The sequence below is a fragment of the Paenibacillus melissococcoides genome, from assembly GCA_944800085.1.
GTDB lineage: Bacteria > Bacillota > Bacilli > Paenibacillales > Paenibacillaceae > Paenibacillus_B > Paenibacillus_B melissococcoides.
Genome location: CALYLO010000009.1, coordinates 380,715 through 405,387 on the forward strand (window position 1 = coordinate 380,715; position 24,673 = coordinate 405,387).

Genomic DNA, 24,673 nt, shown 5'->3' on the forward strand with positions numbered 1-24,673 from the left:
GGGAAGAGAGATGAAGACTTGGGATATTGTCGTCGCTCATCCGCACAAGCGAATGCTCGATGCATGGACGGAGTATTGGAAGCAGTCCGATTATGCGGAACAGCTTCATCTCCGGGTGTTCACTCAGGCGGACACGCTGCGCCGTTACCTGGGATTGAAGCCGGGCATCCATATGGTCGTCGCCGACCCGGAAGTGCTGCAGGAGATGAGCGGGGAGGAGATGGATGGAATCTTGATTGCGGCATTGTCGGCGGAGGAGCGGCTCGATGCATTGCCGTTCCCCTGCGCGATAGAGAATCCGTATCAGCCGCTTCCGCAGTTGTTCCAATCCTTGATTGAACGCTGCCGGACGGAATATGAAGGCGCTGCCTTTCGGGCGGATAGCCGCTCCTGCATGCTGCTCGGCGTCAGCTCGCTGGCAGGCGGCGCAGGCAAGACGACGGCAGCCCTTCACCTCGCCCGCTATGCCGCAGCCAAGGGGAAGCGCGTCCTGCTGTTGAATGTTGACCCGGTGCAGGAGTATGCGCTTCTGCATGATCGTCCGGAGCCAGCGGCGATTGCGCCGTTGGCGCAGCTTCTGTATTACCTGCGCAAGGATCAAGCGGAAGGGATCCTGCCGGTGGAACCTTATCTGCTGGGCGTTCCCGATCTGGAAGGCGTGGAGACGTTCGCCCCGGACGATTGGATGAAGGAATGGGAGGGGATCGATGGGCCGCTCATGCGAAGGCTGCTCCGGATTCTTCGGCGGAGCGGCCGATACGACCTCGTTATTGCGGAGGGAGGGTTCTGCCGACCGGCATTCGCTGCCCTGTGGGAAGAAGCGGATCGAATCGTCTGGCTGCTGCAGGATGATCTGCCGCATGTGCATAAGACGGAGCTTCTGTTCCGGCAATGGGAACGCTCCGGCGATGCGGCGGTCCGCACCCGGATTCGCAGAATTGCGCTGCTCGTGAACCGCTCTATGGGCATGATGGCGAATCGGTGGATGCACCGCGATGCGCCGGTTACCGGCTATTTGCCGTATATTCCTAAGGGAGTAAGGAAAGTTTATAATATCAAGGGTTTTTTAAGGGGAAGAAGGGTGTTTACCCACAAGTTACCCACAAACAACCTCCTCGTTATTGCAGAGTGAGAGGGTCTGCCAACCGACGTTCCAGTCCTGTGGGGAGTGGTGGATCGAATGGTCTGGCCACTGTTAATTTAAGCATTCATCAACTTCTCGAATTTGTCAGGGACAAGCCTTTTTTGCCCCTCTGTGACATGTAGGTAGATGCGACGCGTCGTGTCATCGTCTTTATGGCCTAGTCGCTCCTGGATGACAACCAACTGTTCTCCTGCCTCGGCTAGTAATGTTACGTGTGTGTGTCTCAGGCTGTGCGGGGTAAGTGATTGTGGCAGCCCGATAGCTTCTATATACTTTGCAAAGCGATATTCAAGAGAGTCTGCTGAAATCGGATATCCAGGATACACGGTACCCCAAAATAGGAAATCTGCATCATGTATTACTCCACCATCTTTAATCTTTTGAGCCCTCCAGGCTAACTGTGATTTATAAGCTTTAATCACAGTGTCACCGATAGTCACCTTGCGGATCGAAGGTGTGTTTTTTGGAGGACCTAGTTTATAATTTTTAAGACCAGAATCTACTATAAGCGTCTTTGTTATTGAGATGTAACGTTCAGTTTCATTTACGTCTGTTGTTTTAAGTGCCTGTAGTTCGCCTATACGCATGCCGGTATAGGCAAGGATTACAAAAAAATTATAGTCTTGGACACTCCCGCGGAACCGAATGTAATTAAGAAATTGCTTTAATTCACCTTTCTCCATATATTGAGGGAGTTCATTTCCTCCGGCCTCAATTTCCTCCAATGTCATTTTAAATGCTGGTATTTCGGCCTTCGCTGCCGGGTTTTCAGTAATGACCTTTTTTTTGGCTGCATCAGCAAACATTTTGCCTGCAGCTTGGTTGTAGCCAATTAGTGTATTTTTTTTACGCCCCTTCTTTTTTAGGTCGTTTAACCACCGCTGATAATCGTCCAAAGTAACGTCTTTTAATTTGGTATGCTCTCCGAGGTATTTTATTATCGAGTTAAGCCCAGTTCTTTTGGTTTTTGGTGTGTATCCCCGTAGTTCGCGCTCTATGATGTGGTCCTCAAGCCAACGTTTCGCCCATTCTCCCAAAGTAGTATTTTTCTCATCAATTAGCTTCCCCCTCAACTGATCTGCTTTGATTAGTATTCCGGCCTCATACGCTTCCTGAGCCGTTGGATAGGCCTCCGTTTCCTTCTGTTTCCGCTTCTTTTTTCCGTCTACGATGACAGGCACGCTATACCTGTACGTATACCGCCCATCCCGTTCCCGCACACCAGGCGGGAGCTTCTTCTTTTTCTCCTGCTTCTTGTCCTTTGCCATCTCATTCCCTCCAAATAGAATATATGTTCGATAAAGTGTGTATGATAAACAGCCTTGCGGCTGAAATCGCAAAGTTAGTAAAAATCATTGTTCTTTCCGTTTTGATTTCAAAAACTCTTTAAAATGCTCAATTTCCTTCAATTCTTCAGGTGTCCAGTCTTCTTCCTGGCGAGTTTCTTGAACTTCCTCGCCTAGCAACTCGTATACTTTGACATCGAGCGCGGATGCGATCAATTGTAGAGTATCAACGCTCGGATTATATCTATCTCGCTCAACATCCGCGATATATGAGCGAGATAATTTTGTTTTTTCAGCCAAGTCAAACTGAGTCATGCCTTTATTCTTCCGAAAATTCCTAATATTCTTGCCTAAAGTCATTGCTATTATCCCCTCTAAATGACGTGTATTGCCGACGTTCACCATCAGTATATCCGCAAAAAGTCGGAAATACAATGCTCGAAATGACGTAAATACAAGTAAAAATAAGGAAAATGACGTGAATAGGCGATATTATAGGGTTGTTTCTTGAATTTGCTGTTATTTAATAGATTTTCGGCTTTTACTTGGTGACGTGAATACTGTACATTATAGGCAGGAGGTGACGTAAATGCTGGACAAAAGACTACTTGGATTAACCATTAAAAAAGCCAGGAAGAAGAAGAAAATGAGTCAGATTGAATTGTCTACATCGACAGACTTGTCAAGATCGTACATCTCTGATGTCGAGAATGGGCGATATGCACCAAGTCTAGAAACATTAATGAAAATTGCTGTTGTCCTAAATGTATCATTAGACGATCTGGCCTATGGAAAGGTTGCTTAATGACATAAGGAAAAGAGGGTGAAAATCCATGACCAAAAATCATCTTCCACCTGTCCTGACTATTAAGGATTTGGCCGTGTATTTCAGACGTAGCACGAAGACTATAAGACGGCGTATAAAATCCGGGGATATACGCAGTTACAAGGAAGGACGTGAATATCGCATACGTCTCGAATGGGCGTTGGAGTATGAGCAGCAACTTATTGATAAAGGAGAATCAGCATGAACCAATTACAAGTATTCAATTTCACCGGAACTGATATCCGGGTAGTCACGAAAGATGGTCAACCTTGGTGGGTTGCTAAAGATGTTGCAGAGGTTTTGGGATTCGATAGTGCATATCGAGTTATTCGGCTATTAGATGAGGATGAAAAGGATGCCCACAATATGGTCACCCCTGGCGGACCCCAATCATTCGGAATTATTAATGAATCGGGATTGTACAGCGCCATTATGAAGAGTCGGAAGCCGGAAGCACGACAATTTAAGCGGTGGGTGACTCACGAGGTACTGCCGAGCATCCGTAAGCATGGAGCCTATATGACGGATCAAACGTTAGAAAAGGCGCTCACAAGCCCCGACTTCCTGATTGACCTAGCAACACGGCTGAAGGAAGAGCAACAGGCGAGACTTGCAGCAGAAAGTCAAGTAAAGCAGCAGCAGCCACTTGTACAGTTTGCAGAAACCTGCATGAGCAGCAAAAACAGCATTCGGGTGCGGGAGATGGCCAAGCTGGCGAGCAAGAACGGGATCAACATTGGTCAGAATCGGTTATTCGCAAAACTCCGGGAGTGGGGGCTAATCATGCACGGCTCCAATGAACCAATGCAGCGAGCAATTGATGCAGGATGGTTTGAAGTAGTGCAGGGCGTTTACCAAAGAAGCTCAGGCGCCGAAACATATCGGACGCCGCGGGTTACGCCTAAAGGACAAGTCTATATTATTAAGCGTTTGAAGGAGGAAAGCGCATGAAGGTCGATTTAAACCCAGTCATCTGGAATGAAATCATGGATATCTGTATTGACATTGAGAAAGGCCAAATAGACCACATTGACGGGACTGCCAAGATTCAAGAGGCCGTTGAGGGATATTTGAAAGAGGTCACCACAGATGTACCGCCCTCTCAAGTCCTGACACTTGGTATATTCCAACTATTCATAGGTGAACATCCTGCAGCATTAGGTGATTCCATTACTGATCTAATCCGATTCTATGCCACCACAAAAAGCAAGGCAGCATACAAAATTGTTAATCGTTTGACTGGCGAAACCCTATTAACGAACGCTTGGCGATATCAAATTAAGAAAGGAGAATGAACAATTGAAAGCCAAAATTATCGTTTTGGTGAGTGGCGATGTATACGAGGGTGTTGAAATAAAGGAAGTTAGAAAAGGTGTCCTGCCGAAGGAGATGGATTCTATGGTTGAACTTTCATTCGGCAAGACAAGAATTTACATCAATGCTGCCATGATCGTCTCTTTAGAGCCTGATGTACAGTGTACAGGTAAAGGCCTTGTAGTTACTTCTTTTTAGTCTGAGATAGAGCACTCCCCGCGACTTTCTTTGAAGCTGCGCTATATCTATTGTCGCGTAAGATTTTGGAGGCAGTAGAAGCTACTTTTTTCGATGTTTGCTTCTTGTTAGGCATAGTATCACCTCCCTTCAATGGTGTCTGGACAACTCTATTGTAATGGGAGATGAAGGAAGGTTACAGCCAAAATAAGGAAAGGGGTTCGAACATGTTCAAGGGTGGAAAGCGTGAAGGAAACAAATTGTATGTCAAGCGCGGGGATAAATGGATCGAAATCCTGGAGGCCGCAAGGCTAATGGAGGGTGATGACAAGTGAAAACAGATGAGAGCCAATGGATCGCAACGGCGTGTGATGCGGACCGGAATACGTGCCAGCTTACGCGGTATCTCGTCTTCGGAACTGTAGGCGGGGCGCAAACTTGGTACGAAGCATTACGAGAGGAGGTAGAGGAGGCATGACGCAGCAACTGGAAGCGCGGATTGAACAAGCAATCGAGGAATACATGCCGCTCTACGATCGGTATTTAGACGAGCCTGACGAAGCGGCTAGGGCGGAGATGAAGGCTCAAATGGTGGCGATTGGGCGGAAATATGGGTTCGATGGTGGGTTAGCATCATGAGGCCTACATGCGGATGCGGGCGGCCGGCTGAATATCTGGTGTACAAGCACCGGGAACCGCATTGCTTGGATTGTTTGCTTGAAGCAATCGATTGTTCAGGCAAGGAAGTAAGCGTGTTTAAACCAGTGGATTGGGGGCTCAAGTATGGAGCAACTACGGGAAGCAATCGGGAAGTTGGAGAAATTGCAGGATAGTACCAACGGAGTTGCAGTATGGTCCGCCTTAGACGAATTGTCTTGGTTTATGAATCATGAGTTGTCAGACGTGATCACACTGCTGCAGGAAGTTGAAAGCGAAATGGCCGCGGTGGGGGCCGCGAACCATTCCAGTCATCAATAAAAACAGTTACGTGCATTATATCACAAATTTGGGAGGGTGCAACATATGAGTTTCGATGATAATCAGCAAATGGACTATTCCAATTATATGATGCCGACCGAGGCGCCGCCGCTGCCGTCAGTAACGGCTCAGTTGGCGACCACACGACAGACTGAGGAGGTTAAGGCCGCGATCTTCATGGCGAAGCAGTTCCCACGGGATCAACAGTTTGCTTATAACCGAATTATGACGGCATGCCAGCGCAAGAAGCTGGCCGAAGAGGCTGAATATGAGTTCCCACGCGGAGGCAGTAAGGTCAGTGGGCCATCAATCCGGCTCGCCGAGGTGTTAGCACAGAACTGGGGCAACATTGACTACGGCTTGATTGAGTTGGAGCAGCGCCCGGGAGAATCCAAGGTGATGGCCTACGCATGGGACATCGAGACGAACACTCGCCGGCAGATGACATTTACAGCACGGCATGAGAGGAAGGCCAAAGGAAGTATCAATAAACTGGATGATCCTCGCGACATTTACGAATTGGTTGCTAACCTTGGGGCGCGACGGATGCGGGCCTGTATCCTTGGCGTCATACCCGGAGACATTGTTGACGCCGCGTTAGAACAGTGCAAACAAACGCTTATTAATGGCTACAAGGAGCCGCTGCCGGATCGGATAAGGAAAGCCTTTCAGCAATTTCAGGAGAAGTATGGCGTTTCGAAGGAAATGCTTGAGGAATATATCGGCTGCGATCAAGAAGCATTCACCGAGAATGACTATCTACGTCTGGGCAACGTCTGGAAGGCTCTCAGAGACGGTATGGCGAAGCGAGAGGACTATTTCACTATCAAGCCAATTGCGCAGCCTACAAAGGCCGAGGAAGAGTTCCTGAAGCAGCAGGAAGCGAAGGCAGATAAGAAGGTCAAGAAGGATAAGGCTGGAGGCGAAGCCGATGCTGCAGCTGAACAGCAGTAACTATTATTCGGCAGAAGCGAATTGGGAGTATATGAGCAATAGTCAGTATAAGGACTTCCGGGCATGTGAAGCAATGGCAATGGCGAAGTTGGGAGGTTGGCAGGAGCCTCCTTCTGACGCCCTCCTATTAGGCTCATATGTGCATGCCTATTTCGAGGGGGCAGAGGCATTTGAGTCATTTAAGGTTGCTACTCCAGAACTGATATCTAGTAAGGGTCCGACTAAGGGGAAATTGAAATGTCAGTACCGGGACGCTGAGGCCATGATATCGGCACTTGAGAACGATCCTTTATGCATGTTCCTGCTTCAAGGTCAGAAGGAAGTAATTATGTCGGCAGAGTTCACTGGAACATGGTGGAAAATCAAAATGGACAACTATGCTCCCGACCGACTGCGCTTTAGCGACATCAAGACAGTACAAAACATCAGCAAGGAGACGTGGGACCCAGAGAACGGCTATGTATCATTTGTCGAGGCGCAGGGTTATGTGACGCAGATGGCTTTGTACGCAGAGATAGAGCGGCGAAAACTCGGGCGGGACGGCTGGATAGAACCGTACATCGTGGCCGTGTCTAAAGAGGACCCACCGGACAAGGCGGCGATCAGTATTAACGCCTATGATATACAGCGGGCGTTGGATGAGGTTGAAAGGTACATGCCGCGGATCCTAACGGTAAAGTCCGGCCAAGAAGAACCAGAACGTTGTGAGCGCTGCAGGTATTGTCGGGGAACGAAGGTGTTGAACCGGATCATCCACTATTCGGAGTTGATTGCGAGATGACACTATCATTCAATCCGGTGCCGAAGCCGGGGAAGAGCAAGCGCATGAAACTAACGCAGAAGCAGATGGGCGATATAAGCCCGTCTGTGGATGCGGAACTAAAGGAACGGAGCAAGGGCATATGTGAAATTTGTGAGAAGGCATGGGCAACAGAGAGGGCGCACCTGACCGGACGGAAACAGCTTGATTGGAAAACCAAGGTTACGGATCTGCTGCATCTTTGCACAGACTGTCACCGGTGGCTGGACGGCACACAAGAAGGCATACGGTTCAGACGATTGGTAGCGCACATAATCAATACGGTATTAGGGAGAAGGTGAAATACATGCGGGGTCAGATTAGTCCTAAACGACAAGCAATTTTTGAGTTTATTAAAGAACATGTACTTGCAAAAGGGTATCCACCAACAGTGCGAGAGATTGGGCAAAAGGTGGGACTTGCATCCACAAGCACAGTGCAACGTCATATTGATGCCTTAGAAGCACAAGGGAAGATCAGACGCAAGCCAAACAGTCCTCGAACAATAGAAATTATTTTATAAGCAGGTGGGTGGTATGCAAGGCTGGATAAAACTTCATAGAAAGATCCGATACAATGCCATTTTTAACAATCATCAATTGTATCGGCTATGGACAATCTGCTTGCTTACGGCAACCCATAAACGGCGCGAGCAGATTGTCGGGAATCAGACAGTTTTGCTCGAGCCAGGACAATTTGTAACCGGTAGATTTGAGCTTCATTCGGAGTATAACAGCGGTCTAAAGAAGAAGGATCAAGTTTCAGAATATACCGTTTGGAGATGGCTGATGTCGCTCGAAAAAGGCGGATTTTTGAGCATCAAAACGAGCAACAAATTTAGCGTCGTAACCATTGATAACTGGGCACTTTATCAAGGTTCAGACAACGATGATGAGCAACAAAACGAGCAGCAAGTGAGCAACAAACGAGCAACAAATGAGCAACAAATGAGCACAAACAAGAATGTAAAGAATAAAGAGAATGAAAAGAATGATGAGAAAGATAGTTGTTGTTCGGATGATATCGAATCAATCTTTGGACTGAATGAAAAACAGGATCCCGTTCCTGATACTTCAGATACGGACTCTGAACCAATGATTTCAGTTCACGAATATCGACAGAAGGTTGCTTATAAGTATCTTAGTCGCAGAGGCAAAGGCTTCTACCTTACGAAGATAGACGAGGATGAGGTAGATAGTTACATTGTCGAACGCATACCGTTACGAGTAGTGCTGCAAGGCATAGATTATTCCTTTGACAACTTCAAGCCAAAGCACAACCGCGATGAGATTAAAAGCTTGAAATACTGTTCCCCAGTCATATTTTCTCTTTACGCCCAGCAAGGTACCGTTCCCGCTGCAGAGGCGTCGGGTGCCGTCCCGGAGGTGGATGCCGTTCCGCCCGGAGAGAAAGGCAAGGAGAACGTAATAGATTTGCTTGAGCAACTCAAGAAAATGCGAGGTGATACCGGTTGAAAGATATGGGCGCGGTCTTAGGTGAAGCTAAGGTAATCCCGCCGAATTACAAAGAACGTCTGGCGCGTATGGAAGCAGAACTTGAGCATCACCCGGATATAGTTGCGCTCAAGGAAAAGTTTCCTGATTGCGACCTAAAGAAGAGCAAGAAAAGCGAGCTATATAACTATACCCGTAATTGTGATAATTGCCGGGCTTGTACGGGGCTGGATACCTGCCAAAACGAGTTTCCTGGGCATAGGTTGGTGCCAGATTCGGATCCGCCGTACCTGGAACTGCTCAACTTCCGGCTGCTGCCGTGCCATTTACAACAGGCTTTAAACAAGCAGCAGAAAATAAAACACATGATTAAAAGCCATCATATGCCAGCATCAATAACAGAATCATCGTTTGAACAATTGGACGTCGATCCGCAGCGGCAGGCAGCCATAACAGAATGTATGAAATACTGCTTGGATTTTAAAGAGGGTGAAACGGTCAAAGGCCTGTATCTTTACGGGGGCATGGGGATCGGGAAAACGAAAATCATTGGAGCAGTCGCCCATGAGTTGGCTAACCGTAGTGTAGCGGTCGCAATGGTGTATGTCCCGGATTTTCTGGAAGAAGTGAAAGGTGCTATATCGACCAATACAGTCAGCGAGAAGTTGGATGCAATACGAGATGTGGATGTACTGATACTGGACGACATTGGGGCCGAGCCGTTGACGACTTGGACAAGGGATGAAGTGTTAGGGCCAGTACTGCAGCGGCGTATGGAGCAAAAGCCTACGCTATATACTTCGAACCTCACAATGACCGAGCTGGAAAGGCACCTTAGCAACGTGAAGGACTTCGACAAGATGGAACCGCAGCAGCACAAGAAGAAGGCGGCACGGATTATGGAACGGATCGAACCGTGGGTAAAGTTGATTCATGTAAACGGACGGAATAGGAGGAGAAATCCATGAAAACTTGCACTATTTGCGGCGGTAGTAAGGTGGTTATCAAGCGCATAGGGGCAATGACGCAGTTCGGACCGTGCCCCAATTGCAAAGAGGGTTCGAGATGATAGACGGATTCGCGTACAAGTCAGGAAAGAAGCCTGTGCCTCGCAGAGATCCCGAGAGGGACGACAGAGACCGGAAGGCGAGTGACGTTGTAGAGCGGCAAATGACGCCAGAGGAACGGGAGCGGATGGAAAAGATCGGCCCATACCGGGATCGCGATGGTCAGAAGCGCCGGCCCAGCCCGTATCCGGGAAGGTGGTAGAGATGGCATATATCGCATGTGACGACATGGATTTTATGTGGGAACAAAGGGATCTTGAAGTATTCCGGCAGATGTGGAAAGAAGGCTTTTGTGTAACGGATATTGCCCGTGCGTTCGCCCGGGATGCAGACGAAATAGGGCTATTGGTAATGGACCAGAAACGGAAAGGACATATCAGAAACCGCCCAGGAGGAGCATTAGGGAGGAGGATGCCAGATGGAATACGGTAACCGCGGTATGGCGTTTGAAGAGTTAATTGAATATTCTAATCGGTTGTATGAGAGTCAGGGGCTTGCTGTAATCAACAAGCGGCCGACTCCGGTCAAGGTAACCCGCAGCCAGGGGAGCCGGGTAATATCAGGGTTTTTCGAAAAGCAATCAACGGTTGACTTTGACGGCGTATATCGAGGGCGGGCGATAGTGTTCGAGGCGAAATCTACCAAAAATCCTACTAGATTTGACTTGTGCAAGCTTCCCGATCATCAATACGAACATTTGGAAAAGTGTCATAAGAATGGGGCCGTAGCCTTTGTACTTGTCAGTTTTGAAAAACAGAAGAAAGAATATCTACTCCCATACACGGCGCTACGGCCATACTGGACGGAATACAAGAAGCCTGTCGGCAAGCGTAGCATGAGTATTTTGGATTTCGACGTCCATGCGTATGAGGTGGATGCAGGGCGGGTGCCGCTGGATTACCTTGCAGTTGTGGATCAAGTGTGGGAAACATCAATACAGCGTGAGGCGAACGGAACGACCTATTCTAGCGATTATAAAATTAATCTAGTGTAAATCATCATCCAGACATCAAAGAGGCTCTACGAGGCCGTAGAGCGCGCATACGCACATGCATCGAATCGAACATATATTCGTGAAAAGGTGGGGTATTGAATGAGTCGGATAAAAGTAAATGTTCAAAACGGAGCAGCCAGCGGACAGATTGAAATGGAGGACGCGAGCCATGAGCACAAGTCGGCCCTGATTCGCGGGTTCATGCGAATATTCAGCAGCCTAGTGCCAGGGCGAGCGGCCGGGGGAGCGGAGCCAACAACATCAAAGGCGAAGGCAGTCCGGCGGGAACCTGATGTTCTGCTGCAAAAGGCAGAGGCGAAGCCGAGGACAGCGCCGGTTCTAAGGAGCGAACCACAAGAGCCGGCCGGGGATTCGATAGAAGTCAGCAAGCCGCCTCTGCTTCATTCGGAACGCACGCTTAGTGTTTCGATTGGGGAAGCTGTAGCGGCTCCAGCAGACGAGCCAGAATGGTGGAAGACCGGGATCAAGTATAAGAACGGGGTGCCGCACTACCGCTGCCGGTACTGGTGTAAAAATCCGAATTGCCGGGATAAGGGAAGTGATTATATCCGTGGGGGCGAGATAGAGATCCGCTGTCGCAAGTGCGGTCAAAAATTGGCTGTACGGCTTGCTACGGGCGAATATCAGGATATTAAGACGCTGCTCCCGGAGCGGGATCAATGGGGGAACTTCTATATTGCTGATCGCCTAGTGAATGGATAAATTACTCACCACAATTTTGTGGGCAGTGGCGGGGAGGGTTATATTTCGCCCTCCTTGTCAAAAACGACGTGAATTATTCCTGAAATATTCTTGAGTCAAAAGGACGGAGGGAAAGCCAATGGCTAGGGTAGTAGTACCGAAGCAATATAAATGCACACACTGCGGATTTATCAGCAATAAAACCAAGTCGATCAAATTACCAGGGATCACATTTGCAGTTTGTTTTAAGTGTCGGGGCCGATTGACAGAAAACCCAGAGTGGCGGGAGTGGTACCGTGAGTATCACGAACGCGAACGGATAAAGAGGCAACAAGCCGTTGAACCAAAAGAGTGCGAAGGATGCGGAGAGAAGCGGCCGGCAGAAGAAATGAAATCCTTAGAAGGTTTGGACCTGTGCGATCATTGTCAAAAGATGGAGCAGAAAAGTAAACAGTTCGCCTCGTTGGAGGAAGAAGAAGGCCGCATAACTGATGAAATCATGGAACTTGAATCGGACTTGAATTGGGCACAAGAACGAGTGGATGAGATAAAGGCCAGAATCACGGAGGCCCGAAAGAGATACGATGAGAACGAGCTTAGAATGACGAATTTTGATTGGGCTATTGAGGGGAAGGGTGAATAAGATGGGCGCAACAGGAGAGTTAAATTTAGTGCGGATGAGCGGTGAAATGCGGTTTTCCTCGATGACGGATAAGGTCGCACTTGATGATTTGCAATACTCTGCTTTGAAGATGTCCGCTTGGCTACAAATGCTGAACAACGGCATGAAACCAGTCTCGTGGGCGAAACCCAACCGCAGAGGCACCCGCGTTAAATGGGAGTCAATCAATAGTCGTGAAGAAGAAAATTGGTCATTTGATGAATTGGAAGGCTTCGTGAATGCGATTAAAAAGCGATTCGGGGCCGACATAGAGTTGATACGGGAGGAAGTGAAACGGACATGAAAGTAGAGTTTGATTTTAATCTTCTCCGTTGGATCATCGGATACTGGATGCTTGGGTTCGGCGCAAGACGACAACATGCATTTTATATTGGCCCGTTCGCTTTATGCCTTACCGCAGGAGGTACAGGGGATGAGTAATGGACCTGTCTATAAGAATAGTGAAGTTATCGGCAATTACTCAGACTATTGGTTGCTGGCTATAAAGCAGATGAAGGAACATGGAGCTATAGATACACAACAACAAAGATCGCTGAACAGGAAGGTAAAGAACTGGTGGTATGACAAGATGAAAGAATTGGAGGGCCTAAGGGATGTATGAATGGTTGAAGTGGCCTTTGATTATTCTGGCCATTGCATTCCTGACGAATGGATTCAACTTCGTAACAATCAATAAACATTACCATGGGAAGGAAGAGGATAAATGAACGAGATGAAAAATGATCGTGTCATTACGTCCGCCATTCCAGAAATGGGACATGGCCCGATCACATACGAGACTCAAGAAGGCGGGACAAAGCAGTTACGTGACAATGTTTCTCGCCTGTGGTGTGCATGCGGCAAACCTGCAACAAAGTATAACGTTTGGGAACCAGTCTCCGCATGATTTTCAATGCATGGAATGTGCGGGCGGAGAGGAGATAAAGATTAAAAGTGGGCCGAATAGGGAGCGGGAAGGAACGGAAAAGGGGAGCATGGGACAACTCGCTATGTTCACGTCTTGATGAAAATGAGACTTGGAGAAGAGTAGAGGAACGGTTGGAGTCGGCAATGCTCTATAAGCGGTTTGGCTTTATTCGTCGCGAGGCCAAGGTAACGGCCACATACAGCGACATGCCGCGAAGCAACACCAATGTAACAAGCGACCAGACAGGCGACCTATCCACATACAACGTAGACCGGGAGGAAAAGCTGCAGCGGGAGTACGAGCAAGTTATGCGGGCCGTAGGGCAGTTGTCAGACACACAACGTGAAATCATAGAACAAGCGTTATCTGACCGATGAGGGAGTAACGGACATTAACGTATATGTCGAAATGGGAATGCCAGAGCGGAGCTATTACCTCGCCAAGTCCAAAGCAATGCACCGGCTTGCTTTCGCGCTTCGGTTGGAAGTCTATAAGGAGCCGTAAAAAATCATTGCAGACTTTTTTGCAGATATTTTGCAGATATCTTGCAGTTCATTAGGAGAAAAAGCCTGTATGATTGTATTATGGCAGTAGCGTAAAGGCGCTGCCCGTGCGGACGTGCGCGAGGTTAAAACAAGGGTGCCCAATTGATGATGTCCATTAAACGGACAGCATCTTTGAAGGAGCTTTGTTCTCGGAGTCCGCCGGGCCGTGTACTCATAGTATGCGGTATGCAAAGGCTGGCCGACTGAGCCCCCATAATCAGCGGTGATCAGTAAGGCCCTACATTATCGAGCCACAACAAAGAGGCCGCAGCGGAAACAGCCGATATGTAGGCATGGAAGGGATAACCTAATCCGTCAATCTGACGGTTGTGGAAGGATTGGGCAATCCTGGTCGGTATGTACCCGCTCTGGTGGTTGCTTGATGGAGCGGGATATGCCTCAATCAAAGTGCTAACTCTTTCATTCTTGGTTATACCTGATACTATCTAGTAATCAGAGGTGAGATCATGCCGGGGATGACAGAGCAAGAGCTAATGGCACGCTATAAAGACCATGTAACAAATAAGGAGTACACGTTGGCCATTTCTAAAGATGGGGAGCCTTGCGAGATTGCAGGCAAGATTATAGAGGATCTAATCAATGTGGACGGCGCTCATAATGGCTGTAACCAGCATGGGATTATTTCAACTAATTCCGGATGAAGAAATGACAATGATGTACGTGAGGAATGATCCTAGATTCGTTGCGGTGTCAGATGAAATAATAGTAAATCTCGGAAACGTAACTAAGGTTGAAAGTGACTCAAGACGTATCTGGATGCACGACCAATCAGTCGTTGGTGATGAGTTCGTACTGGACAGACTTCATAAGCAAATACGACTTGTTTCCAGCAAGGGAAAGTAAGGCGGCTGAATATAGTATGAATTAAGCACCTGAGAGGGTGTTTTTTTGTTGCAATCAAAAGGGACTCCTCATTAAGAGAAGTCCTTAACACCAAGTTTCTCCTTCAATGCATCTTGAAGTGTCTGGGAGAAGTTGATCCCTTCCTCGGGCAAGCAGCCATCGTTAATAGCCATTTTGGAATTGTGAGTGTCTTATTAATGGCCTTGTTTGCGGATACGCTCGCGGACGAAATCGGTGATTCACTTGGATAAGAGACACAAATGTACCGGCTTCTAATTGGATAGAGTCCGGCTTCGATGGCTGCGGGATAATCGTCGTCATCCTCTTCCATCAAGTAAAGGTGTCCACCAAGGGCATCCTTCGCCATATGCAAAGGCTTCGTCGAGGGTATCACCTTCGGTAATGCAGCCCGGCAAGTCAGGAACGTCACGGTATATCCGCTTCGTCTGGCTCGCCTGGGCGGAACACAGCGGGATAAATGTACTTACTCATATATGATTAACCTCCTTGGGAGAGGCAGGGCTTAAATCAGCCCCGCCTGCTCGAAGATGCTTTTTGTCGTTTCTCCGTTTTAGATCTTTCTTGGGATGAGTACAGAAACCTTTCCTTTTGGTTGGATGGACAAAGTGCCAGTGGTCACCTTCTGTATTCTTATGTACCCAACCATCTGATTTTTAGGATTTGATTATTTCTCGTTGATGAGTACGCTTTATCAAGGTTGACCATGTTTACCTCCTTTCTGATTATATTATAACACATGTTTATTACTACGTGTAAAGAATAAAACAAATGTTTTTACACGTGTTGTCGTGGTGGAAGCGGGAACCGTGTTTTTTGTCGTGCGATCGCCACATATTAAGTAGACGGTGATTTTCACCCCATACAAAGCCACGTTATATATGAGAATACGTTTTTACAAGCATTACATGATTCCGTGGTCGCATGATTATTCAGCGGCTTTTTTATTATGCATAGAAGGAATGGAGTATGAAGTTTCTTAAATGGCTTGTACGAGTAACAGCATATCGAGAACGGAACCACCAAGGAACCGGGTGAACGCAGACATGGCAGAGAGACATGACAGGCTGCAGCGTTGTGTCAAAATAACACAGCGCTTGCGGACACACGAAGTACCGGTACTGAGATATTCAGGGGAGAAGATGAAGAGAAGCAGGAAGATCCGATTCTTTGAAAAGCTGAACTGTCCTGATTGTGCATCGGAGCGGGAACAGCCAGACAAGTGTCGGCGCTGCGCGTGGGGCAAGTGGGATGGAGTGGCACAAACATGCCTATACCGCTGAGATGTTGGAGGGATGAGATGCCGCCCAAGCCTAAGCGACCCTGCAGCAAGCCAGGGTGCCCGGAGTTGACGACAGAACGCTGCTGCGAGAAGCACCAGGCCGCAGCTTCACAAGCGATGCCAAGGCCGCTCATATGCCAAACTATACGGACGGCGCTGGCGAAAATACCGGAACAGTACCTTCGCCCTGCAATCCGCTATGTTGTATGTGATGAAATGCAAAGGGAAAGAGGTTCCTTTGGCTGCTGATGTAGTGGACCAATATTAAACCACACAAGGGCAATTACAACTTGTTCTGGGACCCAGAGAACCACCAACCAATGAACAAGCGATGTCATGATAGGAAGACGGCCAAAGAGGACGGAGGTTTCGGTCATGGACTATACAACGATTGCTATTAAGGTTTCGATTGTGATCCTTATATTAATCATGCTCGCTATTTGGAAAAACAAATAGATGCCGTAATTATGGGCGGGCAGCTAGAATAACAGCGATCACAGCCTTGCTCATAGCATCATACGCGCTTTGAATGGAGCTTCTTTATTCGAGGGGATGGAGGGATTAGGGGTTGAGTTCGGGATCCTTGTTATATAAGTGCAGGCAGTGCGGCGTTGTTGAAAAGAATGTACATGTACCTGATGTCATGATTGCGTTGGTGAACATAACGATGGGTGAGCCACTACCTAAAGAATGGGGTGGTAGTGTTGGCTTAATAGGGATGCATTCATGTAGTGATGGAAGGATAGGGGTTACTGACTTGATAGGAGCTACTGAAAGCGGGAGGAAAGCAGACGAGCGTTATAGGAAGGAGGGACATTGTGAAACAAAAACTCACGACTCACTATTGCTTGGATAAGGATTGTGGTTACGTCGAACGAAGTCACAAGGTACGAGATGGCTTGAGGTGTCCTAGGTGTGGGGGACCAACCGCGATTGATACAGTCCGTCGTGGTTCCGATGACGCCCCCCTAGGGTCAAAAACGTGAGGCTATGAGGCGTTGAGCGCTGCCCCCTCAAGCGCACGAAAATTTCCTGAAATCAAATTTAGGGTACGCAAGGAGGTGACGTGACGATGGGGAGGAATCCGAAACCGCTGCATTTGATAAAAGGACATCTGACGAAAAAGCAGAAGTTTGAGCGACAGGACAAGGAACAGAAAATAAGCAGCCGCTTAAGAAGGGATCGCATCCGAGCGCCTGCTTGGCTGAATGATAAGGCAAAAAAAATGTTCCGAGACTTGGTAAAGCAGCTTGAAGAAACCGAATTGCTGACGAATTTAGATGTAAATGGACTTGCTCAATATTGTGACTTACATGCCCGAATGCTGGAGCTTCGAACCGAAGTGGAGGAAAAGGGATATACGTTAGTAAATGAAAATTCGCGCGGAGGTATAACCTACGTCACGAATCCGGCGCTAACGGCCTTGAATTCTACCATCAAGCTACTCCAAGCATATGAAAGTAAGTTCGGTTTAACCGTTTATGACAGAACAAAAATAGCTCTTAAAGACGAGAAGCCCAAAGAATCTGATCCGGTGACGGATCGTTTCGGTGATATATGATTCTTGATGAGCTAGTTTCGTATTCCGAGCAAGTCATAAGCGGTGAAATAGTAGCGTGCAAGAAGCATAAACAGGCGTGTAGGCGGTTCCTGCGCGACCTTGAACGACAAGATACAGGCGATTTTCCCTATGTCTTTGTCGAAGAGTACGCGGAGCGTTTTTTGGACTGGATGCGGCTTTTCAAACACCGTAAAGGCGCGTTAGCAAGGCAGCATATTGAACCGCATATCATACAGAAGTTTGTATTCGGAAATATCTACGGTTGGGTGCATCGCGATACTGGATATCGGCGGTTTAATAAAGCCTACTGGCAGGTAGCGCGAAAAAATGCCAAGTCGCAGTCACTGGCCTGCGTTGGATCATATGAAACCATCGCCTTCGGGGAATATGCCTCCGAGGTTTATTGTGCTGCCACGAAAAAGAAGCAATCCAAGATTGTTTGGAACGAAGCTGCCGCAATGCTAAAAGGTTGCTCTGAACTCATTAGACGAGGAACCATCAAGATAGCTAACGGGCAGATCCAGCACCTTAAATCAGAATCCTTTATGGAAGCTCTCTCGAAAGAGGATGGCAAAGAAGGTGACGGGACAAACGTACAATGTGGGATTGTGGATGAATATCACCTACACAAAACCACGGAGTTTTACGACGTCTTAGCATCCGGTATGATAGCCCGCGAAGAGCCGTTACTCATGATTATCACGACCGCGGGACGAAATCTGAACCATCCATGTTATCGAATAGAGTACAACTTTGTATCAAAGCTGCTCGATCCAAATGTTGACCTAGAAAATGACGAATACTTTGCTATGGTCAATGAGTTGGACGAAGATGACGACATTACCGATGAACGCAACTGGATTAAAGCAAACCCTATTGTCGCAAGCTACCCGGCTGGACTCAAGATGCTGCGAAGCGAGTTGAAAATGGCGCTGGCAGATCCTGAAAAGATGGTCGCGTTCAAAATTAAGAACATGAACGTATGGGTAGACGCCAAACTATCCGGCTACATGGACATGGGCAAGTGGAAAGCATGCGGTACCACGAAGGACAATCCGATGCCGGACACTAACGGACTAGATGCGGTTGTTGGAATCGATTTGTCACGTACAACTGACCTAACCAGTTGCAGCTTTGACATAGAATTGCCGGACGGACGTCTAGCCGTCTTTAGTCACTCATTTATTCCAGAGGAAAAGCTGGCTGAACGTAAACAGTCGGACAAGATGCCATATGACCTATGGATAAAGGAAGGGTGGCTAACGGTGACGCCTGGCGCGGTAGTTGATTATGACTTTGTAATGGCCTATATCCCACAAGAAGCAGAGCGGCGAGGCTGGAACATCAAAGAAATATGTTATGACCCATACAATGCAACGCAATTCTCTACGGCAATGGCAAACGCAGGATTTGTAATGATCGAGATTAGGCAGGGCATTAAACGCTGAACGCTCCGACCAAAATTTCAGGAGCGCGTCTACATGGGGCAGGTCATTCATGAAAACGATCCTGTACTTGGTTGGGCGATGGCAAACGCAATTGTTAAAGTGGATGCACAGTAATATAAATGCTGGACCGCATTAATAAATGCACATGTCAGAGTATACATTCGGGTAACGAGCAAGATTTGAACAAGCATGTATTAAGTGAAGATTTCTCGTTCTAGGGAGGGGTGAAGAATTGCGGCGAAATAGATTCTTTCGTATGGGCTGGTTTCAATTCCTTCACAGACGTTCAGAAGATACATCGGACTTGAAGAATCCCAAGTCATGGTTTTTGGACCTGTTTGGGGGAAAGAAAACGGCCAGGCGGCGAGCGTGTCACCAGCGAATCGGCCCTAATGAATAGTAATGTTTATACCTGTGCAAGCATCCTGGGCGGTGATATCGGCAAACTTCCGATCCATGTCTACCGGAAAAAGAAGGGCGGGCGCGAAAAGGATAGCAGTCACCCCGTCGCTGAACTGCTTGGCAGCAGGCCCAACCCATACATGACGGCTTACATCTTCAAGGAACTAATGATGGTACATGTTGTGGCCTGGGGAAATGGATATGCCAACATTGAGTGGCATACAAGCGGCCCATATAATGGCATGCCCAAGGCGTTGTGGCCCCTTAACCCGTCGAAAACTGATGTTCACGTTGATCCCCAAACCGGACAAGTATGGTACATTACAACCTTGCCGAATGGAGAAACGAGAAAGTTGCCGCATTGGGATGTACTGCATTTCAAGTCGATCAGTAAGTCGGGGCTCAAGGGGATCACTCCAATACAAGTCATCCGGGAGGAAATTGGTGTACAGCAAGCACAGAAAAAATTCATCGGCAGCTTTTACAGCAGCGGGACAACGACGAGGGGCATTCTCAAAACTCCGAAGCCGCTTGATAAGCCTGCCCGGGAAGTTGTTCGAGACGAATGGCAGAAGGCGAATTCCGGGCTGACTAATGCTCATCGTATTGCGATATTGGATGCAGGCTTCGACTATCAAAGCTTAGGTATGCCATTGGCGGATGCTCAATTCATTGAGACGGCCCAATTAGGGATAAAAGAGGTTGCCAAGATATATAAGGTGCCGCCTTACAAATTAGGGATTACGGACACTAAATATAGCAATATGGAAAACCTCTCCCTGGAGTATGTAAAAAGCACTCTCCAGCCTATCTTTGCGAATTGGGAGCAGGAAATTGACTGGAAGCTATTCACTGGTACAGAACGGCGGGTTTATTATACGAAGTTCAACGTAACCAGTGAGCTGCGAGGCGATTCGAAGAGTCGGGCAGAATTTTATAAGAACATGATCCAGATCGGGCCTTATTCAATAAATAAGGTGCTGGAATTGGAAGATGAAGACGGCATCGGCCCTATAGGCGACAAGCATTATATGAGTTTGAACTACACAACACTTGATATTTTAGAACAGTACCAGCTCATGAAAGCAGGAATAAAGAACAGCGAAGATACAGAGGGGGGGAGGTGAAGATGGTGAGGACGATGGAAAAGGAACGCCGGATGCTGACGAACAAGGTTGAATTAAGAGCAGATAATGAAGAATCAGCTCCGCGAATCGTTGGATACGGGTTGCGGTTCAATGTTTGGTCGCAGGACCTTGGCGGATTTGTCGAACGGATAGATCCCAAGGCCATTAATGAGGCAGACATGTCCGACGTCCGCTGTCTGATTGACCATGAGAGCGGCAAAGTCCTCGGGCGAACAACATCCGGCACCTTGAGACTGGCCGTTGATGACTTCGGGCTGCGATATGAGGTTGATCCGCCAGATACAACATACGCAAGCGACCTTATCAAGGTGATGAAGCGGGGCGATATCAACCAGTCAAGCTTCGCATTCAGGATCGACTATGAGAATGACGGTGACGAGTGGATTTATGACGAAAAATCAGGATTGTACAATCGAACCATTCGTAAAATAAAACGTGTTTTTGATGTTAGTGTCGTCACATACGCGGCTTATGTGCAAGCTGAATCGCTAGTATCCAACCGCAGTTTGGAATGTTACCAAAATGAGCTACGCAGGAAACAAGAACAAGAAAAGTTACTTCTTGAAATCGACCTTTTGGGGATCTAAAGGGCCGATTTTTTTATACCCAAAATCAGAAAGCGAGGAATTGAAATGGACGAAAAAGAACGCGAGTTACGCCAGAAACTGGCGGCAAAGTTGGATGAAGCCCGCAACCTGACGAATGGCGGGAAGTTGGAGGAAGCCCGGGCTGCTGCGGATGCCGCCAAAGAACTACGAAAGCAAATTGACCTACATGAAGAGTTGCGAGCAACAGACACCGGCGGAAAAACTACACCTATCGATGAACCAAAAGCCGATGATGAGCGATCTTTCGATATTAAAAAAGAGTATCGCAGCGCATTCCAGAAGTACATCAAGTACGGGAAAGACGCAGAGCTGACGGATGATGAACAACGAGCGCTGAAGGAAATGAAAACTCAAGCTCGCTCGATGTCGGAAGGTGAGAAGGCAAGTGGGGGCATTCTCGTACCGGAAGATATTTCGTTCGATATTATCAAGCAGAAAAAGACGAAGCGATCCGTTCGTAATCTAGTTGGAGTCAAGACAGTGGGCACTCTTTCGGGTAGCCGGCCGAAGCGTCGCGGCACAGACATGCGTATGAAGAAGGTTGGAGAAAAGACCAAAATTGACGAAATGGACACGCCGCAATACAGTGAGATTAACTATAAGGTTCGTAAGTATGCCGGTATTTTTGAGGTGACGAACGAACTTATGGCCGATAGTGCTGTAAGCATTGATGAGGAGTTGCGGGACTGGTACAGCGAGATTTCACTTAACACCGAAAACGCCGAAGTTTTCTACGGCCCAGGCGGTGAGGACGACTGCGAAGGCATCTTCACTTCGACGCAATATCGTACACTGAAATGCCCTGCAGAGGTTGACGTGAAAACACTCCGCAAGCTTAAAAACATGGTCGATGCTTCGTATCGTGCAGGTGCTAAGTTTGTAATGAACACGTCGGCCACCGAGACGCTTGCAGACATTAAGTATTCGGATGGTAAAAGTGTCCTTGTGCCTGATCCAACGAAGGCGGATGTATTTACGCTGTTCGGCTTCCAGGTTGAGATCTTTGACGACATCAAGAATGAAAACGGAAAGACAAAGATTGCATTCGGCAATTTCGAGGTCGGCTACTATTTCTTCGATAGAAAGTCGTTAGAAGCTAAGACGACGGACGTGGGCGGCGATGCATTTGAAAATGACACAACACTTACCCGCGTGATTCAGCGATTCGACGGAAAGCCGGCAAACGAGGATGCAATTGTTATCTTGACCGATGTACCAGTCAGCGAATAAATAAGGGGAGGGCTTGCCCTCCCGGAAAGGGGCAATCATCATGGGGTACATGACCAAAAACTATTCAACCGGCGATATTTTATATATAGGCGGGGAACTGGCGATAACCAAGGACGGCAAGATAACTAAAGATGGAAAGGCTATTGAATTGGTTGATAAATCCTATGTGGATCAGGAAATCAAAAAGCTTAGGGAAGAGCTTGGCAAAGGGGGATAAGCCATGCTTTGCACCTTGGAACGATTTAAGAGCCATATGGGCGATGTAGCCAATGACGATGAATTGCTATTATATTTGATGGTCGCCAGTCAAGGCATAGAAAATTACTGCCGGCGCTCCTTTCGTAAACAGGCCTACACGGAGATCCTGAGTGGGTATGACAGTTCCCCGTATATCAATTTGCGAAACTATCCCATTCACAAGGTGGAGTCCATAACCTCTCGCGGCGGTGATATTACCGATTACGAAAGTGTCGGTGATGGAAGGTTGTATCGGTCATATGGATGGCCTAGCGGCGAGCACAATCTGTCCGTTACCTATATTGGTGGGTATGTATTGCCTGGAGATGCTAAGGAAGAGGAACCGCGAACATTGCCTGAAACGTTGGAGCTTGCTTGTATGATGTATGCTCAGTCGCTTCATGAACGTCAATTCATCCCGGTCGGTATCCAGAAAGAGCAGTTAGGGGAAATGTCCGTTACCTATGCTCAACAACAGACGGAAAAGGACATGCCGCCTGTAGTAACTGCGCTTATCTCCCCATATGTTGGGCGGTGGTACTGATGCGAATCCGACTCAAGGTAAAAGAGGACAAGAAGCAATTTCGAAAGCATAAGCAGCAAGCGGAAAGACTCTCGCGATCCCGTGCCGAGGTTGGTTGGATAGGCGACCGCGAACAGGTGCTCAAGGCGATATTTAACGAGTACGGCGCTAACATACCGGTAACCGACAAAATGAGAAAAAAACTACTTACCATGGGTGTTCATCTACGCGATGACACCCATTTCATTTCTATTCCTGAGCGGCCGTTTTTACGTGCGGGATATGACGCATACGAAGGGGCGCTTGCGAGGCTTATGCAGTCTCTTGTCGGGCAAGCTTTGGCCGGCACAATCACGCCAGAGCGGGCTTTGGAGCGGGCAGCAAAGGAACTCAAAAAGCACATTCAGGCGCACATTGAAAAAGGATCCTTCGTGCCCAATTCGGAGTTAACGCAAAAGCTGAAGGGCGGGAATCATCCTCTGATAGACGAAAAGAAGCTGATGGACACGTTGGAATACGAGGTGCATATGCAATGAATCCAAGGCAGTTTGAAGGGCTGTTACGTCGCTTTTCGAAGCCTTTTCAGGTGATTGTGAAGACGGAGTGGCACTTGGATCAATCCACGGGGGATTGGATTCCCGGCGGTGAGTCGGAAACGGTCACGGACTACGGGGCAATTGTGGCCCTTCCGCAACGCACCGTGATCCAATCAGGGGGCATGTACACCGAAGAGGATAGACACCTGTATACGAAGCGCGAGCTCCCCTTACAAACGGAGGTGCTACATGGAGGGCTCAAGTACAAAGTGCATGATAAAAACGATTACGCCGAGTATACGGCGATCAATCGTTACGTGCTGAAGCGGGTGAGTTTATTTGATAGACCATCAACAGATTAAAACCGCCTTCGTGGGGCCGCTGCGTAACTATCTTGGGGTGACGGTTCAAATGCAGGATCAGGCGGTGCCGCAACCTCCATACCCATTCATCGGATTCACTTTCGTTGCGCCATACGTTGATCAGTCGCCATATGGTGTTCATTCAATCCGCGAGGATAGGCACAGGATCGAAAAACTGGCTAGGGTAACCATCTCCATTACCTGCTATGCAAAGTCGAGTCAAGACGGTTACCGGATATCAGGACAGGCTCGGGACTGGTTTCAGGGTATCGGGCGCAACCTGCTAAAGGATGCAGGCATTGTCGTCGTCAAGTTGGAAGCAACGACAGCGCGTGACACGCTGCTTACTTATGATTACGAGCGCAGGATAGGCTTCGATGTGCATCTGCGAATGGTGGATGTAATCGAATATGACGAAGACATGATCGAAAAAATCAAAATGAAGTCCAGCGGTATGATGTCAAGTCCCTGATTGATGAGAATTGGAAAATTTCCTTGGCGTGCAGCAGGATCAATCCCAAAAAAGGCATCACCAAACTAGACCCAGTCGAAAATTAAGTAAAATACCATAATTTAACTGGGAATTAGAGAAGAAATTCATGAGCCAAGGCATTATTGCTCTGTC

The 24,673-nt window shown here is 47.9% G+C and carries 33 protein-coding genes and 2 pseudogenes; 33 read left to right on the forward strand and 2 right to left on the reverse strand.

The window, feature by feature from the left end:
* Positions 1-10: 10 nt before the first annotated feature.
* Positions 11-1,132, forward strand: coding sequence for a nucleotide-binding protein (locus OCY70_RS28090; RefSeq protein ID WP_261945242.1), 1,122 nt, complete (start codon positions 11-13; stop codon positions 1,130-1,132).
* A gap of 68 nt (positions 1,133-1,200) precedes the next feature.
* Here OCY70_RS28090 and OCY70_RS28095 read toward each other — a convergent pair whose 3' ends face one another.
* Both OCY70_RS28095 and OCY70_RS28100 read right to left on the reverse strand, forming a co-directional pair.
* Entirely contained in the window at positions 1,201-2,412 is a 1,212-nt protein-coding gene (locus OCY70_RS28095; RefSeq protein WP_213426465.1) for a tyrosine-type recombinase/integrase, read from the reverse strand.
* Positions 2,413-2,496: 84 nt separating this feature from the next.
* Positions 2,497-2,790 (reverse strand): helix-turn-helix domain-containing protein, encoded by a 294-nt coding sequence (locus OCY70_RS28100; protein WP_213426466.1) that lies wholly within the window; start codon positions 2,788-2,790, stop codon positions 2,497-2,499.
* Positions 2,791-3,019: 229 nt separating this feature from the next.
* Between OCY70_RS28100 and OCY70_RS28105 the strand changes: the two genes are divergently transcribed.
* From OCY70_RS28105 to OCY70_RS28265, 32 genes and pseudogenes are all read left to right on the forward strand, one after another.
* Complete coding sequence (locus tag OCY70_RS28105; protein WP_213426467.1) at positions 3,020-3,235, forward strand: helix-turn-helix transcriptional regulator; 216 nt, start codon at positions 3,020-3,022, stop codon at positions 3,233-3,235.
* A 28-nt stretch (positions 3,236-3,263) separates the two neighbouring features.
* A complete protein-coding gene (locus tag OCY70_RS28110; protein ID WP_213426468.1) occupies positions 3,264-3,461 on the forward strand; it encodes a helix-turn-helix domain-containing protein in 198 nt (65 codons plus the stop codon).
* Positions 3,458-4,207 (forward strand): phage antirepressor, encoded by a 750-nt coding sequence (locus OCY70_RS28115; protein WP_261945243.1) that lies wholly within the window; start codon positions 3,458-3,460, stop codon positions 4,205-4,207. Before OCY70_RS28110 ends, OCY70_RS28115 begins: the two co-directional genes overlap by 4 nt.
* Entirely contained in the window at positions 4,204-4,551 is a 348-nt protein-coding gene (locus OCY70_RS28120; RefSeq protein WP_213426301.1) for a hypothetical protein, read from the forward strand. The genes OCY70_RS28115 and OCY70_RS28120 overlap by 4 nt, the downstream gene beginning before the upstream one ends.
* A 4-nt stretch (positions 4,552-4,555) precedes the next feature.
* Positions 4,556-4,768 carry a hypothetical protein gene (locus OCY70_RS28125; RefSeq protein ID WP_213426302.1) on the forward strand — a complete coding sequence of 71 codons (213 nt, stop codon included), beginning with the start codon at positions 4,556-4,558 and terminating at the stop codon, positions 4,766-4,768.
* 453 nt (positions 4,769-5,221) lie between these two features.
* Entirely contained in the window at positions 5,222-5,386 is a 165-nt protein-coding gene (locus OCY70_RS28130) for a hypothetical protein (protein ID WP_213426303.1), read from the forward strand.
* 144 nt (positions 5,387-5,530) lie between these two features.
* A complete protein-coding gene (locus tag OCY70_RS28135) occupies positions 5,531-5,725 on the forward strand; it encodes a hypothetical protein (RefSeq protein ID WP_213426304.1) in 195 nt (64 codons plus the stop codon).
* 45 nt (positions 5,726-5,770) lie between these two features.
* Positions 5,771-6,679, forward strand: a complete 909-nt coding sequence (locus OCY70_RS28140) for a hypothetical protein (RefSeq protein ID WP_213426305.1) — start codon at positions 5,771-5,773, stop codon at positions 6,677-6,679.
* Positions 6,657-7,460 (forward strand): PD-(D/E)XK nuclease-like domain-containing protein, encoded by an 804-nt coding sequence (locus tag OCY70_RS28145; RefSeq protein WP_283776700.1) that lies wholly within the window; start codon positions 6,657-6,659, stop codon positions 7,458-7,460. Before OCY70_RS28140 ends, OCY70_RS28145 begins: the two co-directional genes overlap by 23 nt.
* Complete coding sequence (locus tag OCY70_RS28150) at positions 7,457-7,780, forward strand: hypothetical protein (RefSeq protein ID WP_261944913.1); 324 nt, start codon at positions 7,457-7,459, stop codon at positions 7,778-7,780. Before OCY70_RS28145 ends, OCY70_RS28150 begins: the two co-directional genes overlap by 4 nt.
* Positions 7,781-7,785: 5 nt before the next feature.
* Positions 7,786-7,995 (forward strand): annotated as a pseudogene (locus OCY70_RS28155) (LexA family protein); the annotation flags it as partial.
* 19 nt (positions 7,996-8,014) lie between these two features.
* A complete protein-coding gene (locus OCY70_RS28160) occupies positions 8,015-8,953 on the forward strand; it encodes a hypothetical protein (RefSeq protein ID WP_261944914.1) in 939 nt (312 codons plus the stop codon).
* Positions 8,954-8,958: 5 nt separating this feature from the next.
* Positions 8,959-9,900 carry a primosomal protein DnaI gene (dnaI, locus tag OCY70_RS28165; protein WP_306433993.1) on the forward strand — a complete coding sequence of 314 codons (942 nt, stop codon included), beginning with the start codon at positions 8,959-8,961 and terminating at the stop codon, positions 9,898-9,900.
* Between the two features lie 97 nt (positions 9,901-9,997).
* The gene (locus OCY70_RS28170; protein ID WP_213431442.1) at positions 9,998-10,201 is read left to right on the forward strand and encodes a hypothetical protein; all 204 of its coding nucleotides are present in this window, start codon (positions 9,998-10,000) and stop codon (positions 10,199-10,201) included.
* 216 nt (positions 10,202-10,417) lie between these two features.
* Positions 10,418-10,993 carry a Holliday junction resolvase RecU gene (locus OCY70_RS28175; protein ID WP_213431441.1) on the forward strand — a complete coding sequence of 192 codons (576 nt, stop codon included), beginning with the start codon at positions 10,418-10,420 and terminating at the stop codon, positions 10,991-10,993.
* A gap of 99 nt (positions 10,994-11,092) precedes the next feature.
* Positions 11,093-11,716, forward strand: coding sequence for a hypothetical protein (locus tag OCY70_RS28180; protein ID WP_213431289.1), 624 nt, complete (start codon positions 11,093-11,095; stop codon positions 11,714-11,716).
* Between the two features lie 118 nt (positions 11,717-11,834).
* Positions 11,835-12,338 (forward strand): hypothetical protein, encoded by a 504-nt coding sequence (locus OCY70_RS28185; protein WP_213431290.1) that lies wholly within the window; start codon positions 11,835-11,837, stop codon positions 12,336-12,338.
* 1 nt (position 12,339) lies between these two features.
* Complete coding sequence (locus OCY70_RS28190; RefSeq protein WP_213431291.1) at positions 12,340-12,660, forward strand: hypothetical protein; 321 nt, start codon at positions 12,340-12,342, stop codon at positions 12,658-12,660.
* 129 nt (positions 12,661-12,789) lie between these two features.
* Positions 12,790-12,978, forward strand: a complete 189-nt coding sequence (locus tag OCY70_RS28195) for a hypothetical protein (RefSeq protein WP_213431292.1) — start codon at positions 12,790-12,792, stop codon at positions 12,976-12,978.
* 102 nt (positions 12,979-13,080) lie between these two features.
* Positions 13,081-13,263 (forward strand): hypothetical protein, encoded by a 183-nt coding sequence (locus OCY70_RS28200; protein WP_261948819.1) that lies wholly within the window; start codon positions 13,081-13,083, stop codon positions 13,261-13,263.
* Between the two features lie 47 nt (positions 13,264-13,310).
* On the forward strand, positions 13,311-13,661 hold the full coding sequence (locus OCY70_RS28205; RefSeq protein WP_261948820.1) for a hypothetical protein: 351 nt from the start codon (positions 13,311-13,313) through the stop codon (positions 13,659-13,661).
* A 644-nt stretch (positions 13,662-14,305) separates the two neighbouring features.
* Positions 14,306-14,491 (forward strand): hypothetical protein, encoded by a 186-nt coding sequence (locus OCY70_RS28210; protein ID WP_261948821.1) that lies wholly within the window; start codon positions 14,306-14,308, stop codon positions 14,489-14,491.
* Positions 14,492-17,065: 2,574 nt separating this feature from the next.
* A complete protein-coding gene (locus tag OCY70_RS28220) occupies positions 17,066-17,554 on the forward strand; it encodes a phage terminase small subunit P27 family (RefSeq protein WP_213430758.1) in 489 nt (162 codons plus the stop codon).
* Positions 17,551-19,220: pseudogene (locus OCY70_RS28225) on the forward strand (terminase large subunit). The gene OCY70_RS28220 and the pseudogene OCY70_RS28225 overlap by 4 nt, the downstream one beginning before the upstream one ends.
* Before the next feature lie 174 nt (positions 19,221-19,394).
* Positions 19,395-20,531 carry a phage portal protein gene (locus tag OCY70_RS28230; protein WP_261948822.1) on the forward strand — a complete coding sequence of 379 codons (1,137 nt, stop codon included), beginning with the start codon at positions 19,395-19,397 and terminating at the stop codon, positions 20,529-20,531.
* Positions 20,532-20,545: 14 nt separating this feature from the next.
* A complete protein-coding gene (locus OCY70_RS28235; RefSeq protein WP_213430760.1) occupies positions 20,546-21,139 on the forward strand; it encodes an HK97 family phage prohead protease in 594 nt (197 codons plus the stop codon).
* A 45-nt stretch (positions 21,140-21,184) separates the two neighbouring features.
* Entirely contained in the window at positions 21,185-22,390 is a 1,206-nt protein-coding gene (locus OCY70_RS28240; protein WP_213430761.1) for a phage major capsid protein, read from the forward strand.
* A 40-nt stretch (positions 22,391-22,430) separates the two neighbouring features.
* Positions 22,431-22,607 (forward strand): hypothetical protein, encoded by a 177-nt coding sequence (locus OCY70_RS28245; protein WP_213430762.1) that lies wholly within the window; start codon positions 22,431-22,433, stop codon positions 22,605-22,607.
* Between the two features lie 3 nt (positions 22,608-22,610).
* Positions 22,611-23,171: a phage gp6-like head-tail connector protein gene (locus tag OCY70_RS28250; RefSeq protein ID WP_213430763.1), complete on the forward strand. Its 561-nt coding sequence runs from the start codon at positions 22,611-22,613 to the stop codon at positions 23,169-23,171.
* Positions 23,171-23,686 carry a hypothetical protein gene (locus tag OCY70_RS28255; protein ID WP_213430764.1) on the forward strand — a complete coding sequence of 172 codons (516 nt, stop codon included), beginning with the start codon at positions 23,171-23,173 and terminating at the stop codon, positions 23,684-23,686. Before OCY70_RS28250 ends, OCY70_RS28255 begins: the two co-directional genes overlap by 1 nt.
* Complete coding sequence (locus tag OCY70_RS28260) at positions 23,683-24,048, forward strand: hypothetical protein (RefSeq protein WP_213430765.1); 366 nt, start codon at positions 23,683-23,685, stop codon at positions 24,046-24,048. Before OCY70_RS28255 ends, OCY70_RS28260 begins: the two co-directional genes overlap by 4 nt.
* The gene (locus OCY70_RS28265; protein ID WP_261948808.1) at positions 24,026-24,520 is read left to right on the forward strand and encodes a phage neck terminator protein; all 495 of its coding nucleotides are present in this window, start codon (positions 24,026-24,028) and stop codon (positions 24,518-24,520) included. The genes OCY70_RS28260 and OCY70_RS28265 overlap by 23 nt, the downstream gene beginning before the upstream one ends.
* The last annotated feature ends 153 nt before the right edge of the window (positions 24,521-24,673 follow it).

Excerpts from the sequence above, each read along its gene's own strand:
- OCY70_RS28150 (WP_261944913.1), top strand. The coding sequence starts at position 7,457 with ATGACACTATCATTCAATCCGGTGCCGAAGCCGGGGAAGAGCAAGCGC.
- OCY70_RS28170 (WP_213431442.1), top strand. The coding sequence starts at position 9,998 with ATGATAGACGGATTCGCGTACAAGTCAGGAAAGAAGCCTGTGCCTCGC.
- OCY70_RS28140 (WP_213426305.1), top strand. The coding sequence starts at position 5,771 with ATGAGTTTCGATGATAATCAGCAAATGGACTATTCCAATTATATGATG.
- OCY70_RS28095 (WP_213426465.1), bottom strand. The coding sequence starts at position 2,412 with ATGGCAAAGGACAAGAAGCAGGAGAAAAAGAAGAAGCTCCCGCCTGGT.
- OCY70_RS28235 (WP_213430760.1), top strand. The coding sequence starts at position 20,546 with ATGGAAAAGGAACGCCGGATGCTGACGAACAAGGTTGAATTAAGAGCA.
- OCY70_RS28240 (WP_213430761.1), top strand. The coding sequence starts at position 21,185 with ATGGACGAAAAAGAACGCGAGTTACGCCAGAAACTGGCGGCAAAGTTG.
- OCY70_RS28090 (WP_261945242.1), top strand. The coding sequence starts at position 11 with ATGAAGACTTGGGATATTGTCGTCGCTCATCCGCACAAGCGAATGCTC.
- OCY70_RS28185 (WP_213431290.1), top strand. The coding sequence starts at position 11,835 with ATGGCTAGGGTAGTAGTACCGAAGCAATATAAATGCACACACTGCGGA.
- OCY70_RS28200 (WP_261948819.1), top strand. The coding sequence starts at position 13,081 with ATGAACGAGATGAAAAATGATCGTGTCATTACGTCCGCCATTCCAGAA.
- OCY70_RS28250 (WP_213430763.1), top strand. The coding sequence starts at position 22,611 with ATGCTTTGCACCTTGGAACGATTTAAGAGCCATATGGGCGATGTAGCC.
- OCY70_RS28100 (WP_213426466.1), bottom strand. The coding sequence starts at position 2,790 with ATGACTTTAGGCAAGAATATTAGGAATTTTCGGAAGAATAAAGGCATG.
- OCY70_RS28105 (WP_213426467.1), top strand. The coding sequence starts at position 3,020 with ATGCTGGACAAAAGACTACTTGGATTAACCATTAAAAAAGCCAGGAAG.
- OCY70_RS28175 (WP_213431441.1), top strand. The coding sequence starts at position 10,418 with ATGGAATACGGTAACCGCGGTATGGCGTTTGAAGAGTTAATTGAATAT.
- OCY70_RS28220 (WP_213430758.1), top strand. The coding sequence starts at position 17,066 with ATGGGGAGGAATCCGAAACCGCTGCATTTGATAAAAGGACATCTGACG.
- OCY70_RS28260 (WP_213430765.1), top strand. The coding sequence starts at position 23,683 with ATGAATCCAAGGCAGTTTGAAGGGCTGTTACGTCGCTTTTCGAAGCCT.
- OCY70_RS28255 (WP_213430764.1), top strand. The coding sequence starts at position 23,171 with ATGCGAATCCGACTCAAGGTAAAAGAGGACAAGAAGCAATTTCGAAAG.
- OCY70_RS28190 (WP_213431291.1), top strand. The coding sequence starts at position 12,340 with ATGGGCGCAACAGGAGAGTTAAATTTAGTGCGGATGAGCGGTGAAATG.
- OCY70_RS28160 (WP_261944914.1), top strand. The coding sequence starts at position 8,015 with ATGCAAGGCTGGATAAAACTTCATAGAAAGATCCGATACAATGCCATT.
- OCY70_RS28210 (WP_261948821.1), top strand. The coding sequence starts at position 14,306 with ATGACAGAGCAAGAGCTAATGGCACGCTATAAAGACCATGTAACAAAT.
- OCY70_RS28130 (WP_213426303.1), top strand. The coding sequence starts at position 5,222 with ATGACGCAGCAACTGGAAGCGCGGATTGAACAAGCAATCGAGGAATAC.
- OCY70_RS28230 (WP_261948822.1), top strand. The coding sequence starts at position 19,395 with ATGAATAGTAATGTTTATACCTGTGCAAGCATCCTGGGCGGTGATATC.
- OCY70_RS28115 (WP_261945243.1), top strand. The coding sequence starts at position 3,458 with ATGAACCAATTACAAGTATTCAATTTCACCGGAACTGATATCCGGGTA.
- dnaI (WP_306433993.1), top strand. The coding sequence starts at position 8,959 with ATGGGCGCGGTCTTAGGTGAAGCTAAGGTAATCCCGCCGAATTACAAA.
- OCY70_RS28110 (WP_213426468.1), top strand. The coding sequence starts at position 3,264 with ATGACCAAAAATCATCTTCCACCTGTCCTGACTATTAAGGATTTGGCC.
- OCY70_RS28180 (WP_213431289.1), top strand. The coding sequence starts at position 11,093 with ATGAGTCGGATAAAAGTAAATGTTCAAAACGGAGCAGCCAGCGGACAG.
- OCY70_RS28195 (WP_213431292.1), top strand. The coding sequence starts at position 12,790 with ATGAGTAATGGACCTGTCTATAAGAATAGTGAAGTTATCGGCAATTAC.
- OCY70_RS28145 (WP_283776700.1), top strand. The coding sequence starts at position 6,657 with ATGCTGCAGCTGAACAGCAGTAACTATTATTCGGCAGAAGCGAATTGG.
- OCY70_RS28135 (WP_213426304.1), top strand. The coding sequence starts at position 5,531 with ATGGAGCAACTACGGGAAGCAATCGGGAAGTTGGAGAAATTGCAGGAT.
- OCY70_RS28120 (WP_213426301.1), top strand. The coding sequence starts at position 4,204 with ATGAAGGTCGATTTAAACCCAGTCATCTGGAATGAAATCATGGATATC.
- OCY70_RS28245 (WP_213430762.1), top strand. The coding sequence starts at position 22,431 with ATGGGGTACATGACCAAAAACTATTCAACCGGCGATATTTTATATATA.